Here is a 5,228-nt window from a genome sequence, read left to right as displayed (position 1 = left end):
CGATCCCGGTATGACAAGCCCCCCGCCCGCGCCGAAGTCGCGCTTTCTCGTCCTGCACGACTACGGCATGGGCGGTGCGTGGTGGTGGGCCCGCCGCGCCCGGGTCGGCCGCCGCCACGTCCAGCAGTTCGTACCGGTCGACCGCCGTCTTCAGCGCCGAACGGTCGATCCGGCCTTCCTTCGCCAGCTCCGTGAGGACCGCCAGGACGATCGACTGCGCGTCGATGTGGAAGAACCGGCGGGCCGCGCCGCGGGTGTCCGCGAAACCGAAGCCGTCCGCGCCCAACGACTGGTACGTCCCCGGCACCCAGCGCGCGATCTGGTCGGGAACCGATCGCATCCAGTCCGAAACCGCCACGAACGGTCCCTCGGAGCCGGAGAGCTTCCGCGTCACGTACGGGACGCGCTGCTCCTCCTCCGGGTGCAGCAGGTTGTACCGCTCGGTGTCCACGGCCTCGCGGCGCAGCTCGTTCCAGCTGGTCGCCGACCAGACGTCGGCCCGGACGTTCCACTCCTCGGCGAGAATGGCCTGTGCCTCCAGTGCCCACGGGACCGCCACGCCGGACGCCAGGATCTGCGCCGGGATCTGGCCCCGCTCGCCCCGCCGGAAGCGGTGGACACCGGCGAGGATGCCCTCCACGTCCACGTCGGCGGGCTCGGCGGGGTGCTGGATGGGCTCGTTGTAGACGGTGAGGTAGTAGAAGACGTCCTCACTGTTCTCGCCGTACATCCGGCGCAGGCCGTCCCTGACGATGTGCGCGATCTCGAACCCGTACGCCGGGTCGTAGGCCACGCACGCCGGGTTGGTCGAGGCGAGCAGCTGCGAGTGGCCGTCCGCGTGCTGGAGCCCCTCACCGGTCAGGGTCGTACGACCTGCGGTCGCACCCAGCACGAAACCGCGCGCGAGCTGGTCGGCCATCTGCCAGAACTGGTCACCGGTGCGCTGGAACCCGAACATCGAATAGAAGACGTAGACCGGGATCAGCGGCTCGCCGTGCGTGGCGTAGGCCGAGCCCGCCGCGATCAGTGAAGCCGTGCACCCCGCCTCGGAGATGCCGTCGTGCAGCATCTGCCCGGTCGGCGACTCCTTGTAGGCCAGCAGGAGTTCGCGGTCCACCGCCTCGTACTGCTGCCCCAGCGGGTTGTAGATCTTCGCGCTCGGGAAGAACGCGTCCATGCCGAAGGTGCGGTACTCGTCGGGCGCGATCAGCACGAACCGCCTGCCGATCTCCTTGTCCCGCATGAGGTCCTTCAGGATGCGGACGAACGCCATCGTGGTGGCGATCGACTGCTGCCCCGAACCCTTCCTGGCGGCGGCGTAGGTCTTCTCCTCCGGCAGCGCCAGCGGCTTCGCGCGGACCACCCGGGTCGGCACGTAACCGCCCAGACTCGCCCGCCGGTCGTGCATGTACTGGATCTCCTCGGAGTCCCGGCCCGGGTGGTAGTAGGGCGGGTACCCCTCGTCGAGCTGCTTGTCCGTGATCGGGATGCGCAGCCGGTCGCGGAACCCCTTCAGGTCCTCGGTGGTGAGCTTCTTCATCTGGTGGGTCGCGTTGCGGCCCTCGAAGTTCGGCCCCAGCGTCCAGCCCTTGACCGTCTGCGCCAGGATCACCGTCGGCTGGCCCTTGTGCGCCTTGGCCGCCGCGTACGCCGCGTAGACCTTCTTGTGGTCGTGCCCGCCGCGCCCCAGGTGCAGGATCTCGTCGTCGGACATGTCCTTGACCATGTCCCGCAGCCGCTGGTCCTCGCCGAAAAAGTGCTCACGGATGTACGCGCCCGTCTCGGTGGCGTACGTCTGGAACTGGCCGTCCGGCGTGGTGTTCAGCTTGTTGACCAGGATGCCGGTGCGGTCCTGCGCCAGCAGCGGGTCCCACGTGCGGTCCCAGACCAGCTTGATCACGTTCCAGCCGGCACCCCGGAACTGCGACTCCAGCTCCTGGATGATCTTGCCGTTGCCGCGCACCGGGCCGTCGAGCCGCTGGAGGTTGCAGTTGACGACGAAGGTGAGGTTGTCGAGGCCCTCGCGAGCGGCGATGGACAGCTGGCCGAGCGACTCCGGCTCGTCCATCTCGCCGTCGCCCAGATACGCCCAGACGTGCGACTTGGAGGTGTCGGCGATGCCGCGCGCCTCCATGTAGCGGTTCATCCGCGCCTGGTAGATCGCGCCGAGCGGGCCGAGGCCCATCGACACCGTCGGGAACTCCCAGAAGTCCGGCATCAGCCGGGGGTGCGGATAGCTGGAGAGACCGTAGGGCGCCTTCGACTTCTCCTGGCGGAACGCGTCGAGCTGCGCCTCGCTCAGCCGGTCCAGCAAGAACGCGCGGGCGTAGATGCCCGGCGAGGCGTGCCCCTGGAAGAAGATCTGGTCGCCGCCGTCCCCCTCGTCCTTGCCCCGGAAGAAGTGGTTGAAGCCCACGTCGTAGAGGGAGGCGGAGGAGGCGAAGGTGGCGATGTGGCCGCCGACGCCGATCCCGGGGCGCTGGGCCCGCGAGACCATGACGGCCGCGTTCCAGCGGGTCGCGTTGAGGACCTTGCGCTCGATCTCCTCGTCGCCGGGGAAGAAGGGCTCGTCCTTCGTGGCGATGGTGTTGACGTAATCGGTGCTGCGCATCTCCGGCACGGCGACACGCTTCTCACGTGCCCGTTCGATGAGGCGGAGCATCAGATAACGGGCCCGCTCACGGCCGCGCTCGTCCACGGCGGCGTCGAGTGAGTCCAGCCATTCCTGGGTCTCCTCGGGATCGAAATCCGGGACCTGGCTGGGAAGGCCGCCAATGATGATCGGGTTGCGATCGGATCCGGAAGCCACACTGTTCCTTCGCTGTCGGTGCTGCTACGGAGTCTTCTGCGAAGCTGATCCACCGGGGCGCGAAACCCCGCGACGTCCTCGACGTCCGCGGATTCGCCACCCTCCATCGTGTACCGCCGGGGGCCGTTCGTCACCTCTACCGCACGGTAACCAACGGGTTACCGGACACCCGTCCGGGGCAGTAGCCGTAAGGCGGGAACAGGGCGCCGGACCAAATCGCAACCATACGCCCAACCCGTCCAAGCGTTCCCAAACGCTGTTCGGCGGCGAATGCCGGAGCGAAACGGCATAAGCTGAGGAAGGACGTATACGGGTCGGTGCTTTCCGCACCCCGGCGCGGACCGGCCGGAAGTTGCGGCGACGTGGCAGGGAACGTCACCGTTTAGGCGGTCTGGGGCGCCGGGTACTTGCGCGATTCGCCGAGCCCGTGTGGACTACGGCCAGCGCCGCGCGTACGCGCGTGGCTGAAGCATTTTCCGAACATGATCAGGAGGCAACCCGTGAGCGCGACCGCGGACCACGCGGAGGAGCGGACCAATCTGGCCGGACGGCTGGGGTTCGAACCCAATCAGGTGGTCCAGGAGATCGGCTACGACGACGACGTCGAGCTGGAACTCCGCGAAGGTATTGAAGCCACCATCGGTGGGGAACTCGTCGACGAGGAGTACGACGACGTCGCCGACGCCGTCGTGTTGTGGTTCCGCGACGAGGACGGCGACCTTACGGACGCGCTGGTGGATGCCATCGGCCTGATCGAGGACGGCGGTACGGTCTGGCTGATGACGCCGAAGACCGGCCGTGACGGATACGTCGAACCCAGCGACGTCAGCGACGCCGCCCAGACCGCCGGTCTCTCCCAGACCAAGAGCATCAGCGTGGGCAAGGACTGGACGGGTACCCGTCTGGTCACTCCCAAGACGGCCAAGGCCAAGCGCTGAGCTCCTCCGGCAGCACCCCGTAGTACACGCAGTACGGACGAAGGCCCCCGTCGGCATCACGCCGCCGGGGGCCTTCGTGCGTCCGGGCGACGGCGCTGCGTAGGCTGGGCCAGGCTCCCGGCGGACCGGCCCGGGGCGGTGACGCAAGCGAAGGGACAACACGCCATGGCGATCGAGGTCGGCTCCCAGGCCCCCGCGTTCGAGCTCAAGGACAATCACGGCCGGACGGTCACGCTGTCCGAGTTCCGCGGTGAGAAGAACGTCGTGCTGCTCTTCTACCCGTTCGCCTTCACCGGCGTCTGCACCGGCGAGCTCTGCGCCCTCCGTGACGAGCTGCCCCGCTTCGAGAACGCGGACACGCAGCTCCTCGCCGTCTCCAACGACTCCATCCACACCCTGCGGGTCTTCGCCGAGCAGGAGGGCCTGGAGTACCCGCTGCTCTCCGACTTCTGGCCGCACGGCGAGGTCTCGCGGGCGTACGGCGTCTTCGACGAGGACAAGGGCTGCGCGGTGCGCGGCACCTTCATCATCGACAAGGAGGGCGTGGTGCGCTGGAGCGTCGTCAACGGCCTGCCGGACGCGCGGGACCTGAAGGAGTACGTCGCGGCGCTCGAAGCCCTCTGAGCGGCGGCACGACCGGGCGCCCGGCCCTTTCCCGCCGGACACCGCCCGGGCGCCCGGGCGTTTTCCGCTCGCGGAGAACTCCCGCCCCGCCCGCCCAAAAGCCTGCTTTGGCCGGGAACCGGTCACTAGGATCCATTCGTTGATCCGGTACATGCACGACGGGGACGCTGGTGACTGCCGGCCCCTACCTACCTATGGGAGGACTCGTGGGAGTCAGCCTCAGCAAGGGCGGCAACGTCTCGCTGACCAAGGCCGCGCCCAACCTGACCGCTGTCATCGTCGGCCTGGGCTGGGACGCCCGGACGACCACCGGCGGCGACTTCGACCTCGACGCGAGCGCGCTGCTGGCGAACACCGAGGGCAAGGTCGGCAGCGACGGCAATTTCGTCTTCTTCAACAACCTCAAGAGCCCCGACGGCTCCGTCGAGCACACCGGTGACAACCTCACCGGTGAGGGCGAGGGCGACGACGAGGTCATCAAGGTCAACCTCGCCGCCGTCCCGGCCGACGTCGACAAGATCGTCTTCCCGGTCTCGATCTACGAGGCCGAGAGCCGACAGCAGAGCTTCGGCCAGGTCCGCAACGCGTACATCCGCGTGGTCAACCAGGCCGACAACTCCGAGCTGGCCCGCTACGACCTCAGCGAGGACGCCTCCACCGAGACCGCCATGGTCTTCGGCGAGCTCTACCGCAACGCCGGCGAGTGGAAGTTCCGCGCCATCGGCCAGGGGTACGCCTCCGGCCTGCGGGGCATCGCGCAGGACTTCGGCGTCAACGTCTGACCGGCGGCCCCAGGCCCCGGCCCGAGGGCGGAGACCAGCAGCAGAGCGCCCGGCGCCGCACCTCCCGTGCGGCGC

4 protein-coding genes are annotated in these 5,228 nt (G+C 68.6%); 3 read left to right on the top strand and 1 reads right to left on the bottom strand.

The window, feature by feature from the left end; translation table 11 throughout:
• The coding region (gene aceE, locus ACWD3D_RS33095) for a pyruvate dehydrogenase (acetyl-transferring), homodimeric type (RefSeq protein WP_451464420.1) at nt 1-2,809 on the bottom strand (2,809 nt) is incomplete at its 3' end.
• Nucleotides 2,810-3,309: 500 nt separating this feature from the next.
• Here aceE and ACWD3D_RS33090 point away from each other — a divergent pair.
• The 3 genes from ACWD3D_RS33090 (at nt 3,310) to ACWD3D_RS33080 (ending at nt 5,153) form a co-directional block, all read left to right on the top strand.
• On the top strand, nt 3,310-3,747 hold the full coding sequence (locus tag ACWD3D_RS33090) for a DUF3052 domain-containing protein (protein ID WP_451464419.1): 438 nt from the start codon (nt 3,310-3,312) through the stop codon (nt 3,745-3,747).
• A gap of 165 nt (nt 3,748-3,912) precedes the next feature.
• A complete protein-coding gene (locus tag ACWD3D_RS33085) occupies nt 3,913-4,371 on the top strand; it encodes a peroxiredoxin (protein WP_266703844.1) in 459 nt (152 codons plus the stop codon).
• Between the two features lie 206 nt (nt 4,372-4,577).
• Complete coding sequence (locus ACWD3D_RS33080) at nt 4,578-5,153, top strand: TerD family protein (protein WP_266703842.1); 576 nt, start codon at nt 4,578-4,580, stop codon at nt 5,151-5,153.
• Nucleotides 5,154-5,228: the final 75 nt, after the last annotated feature.

The sequence above is a fragment of the Streptomyces sp. NPDC002690 genome (assembly GCF_053592415.1).
The sequence above is the reverse complement of the archived record's forward strand: the minus strand, read 5'-3'. Positions and strand labels throughout refer to the sequence as shown.

Bases quoted from the DNA above. Each gene is read 5' to 3' on its own strand.
- ACWD3D_RS33085 (WP_266703844.1), top strand. From the start codon at position 3,913: ATGGCGATCGAGGTCGGCTCCCAGGCCCCCGCGTTCGAGCTCAAGGAC.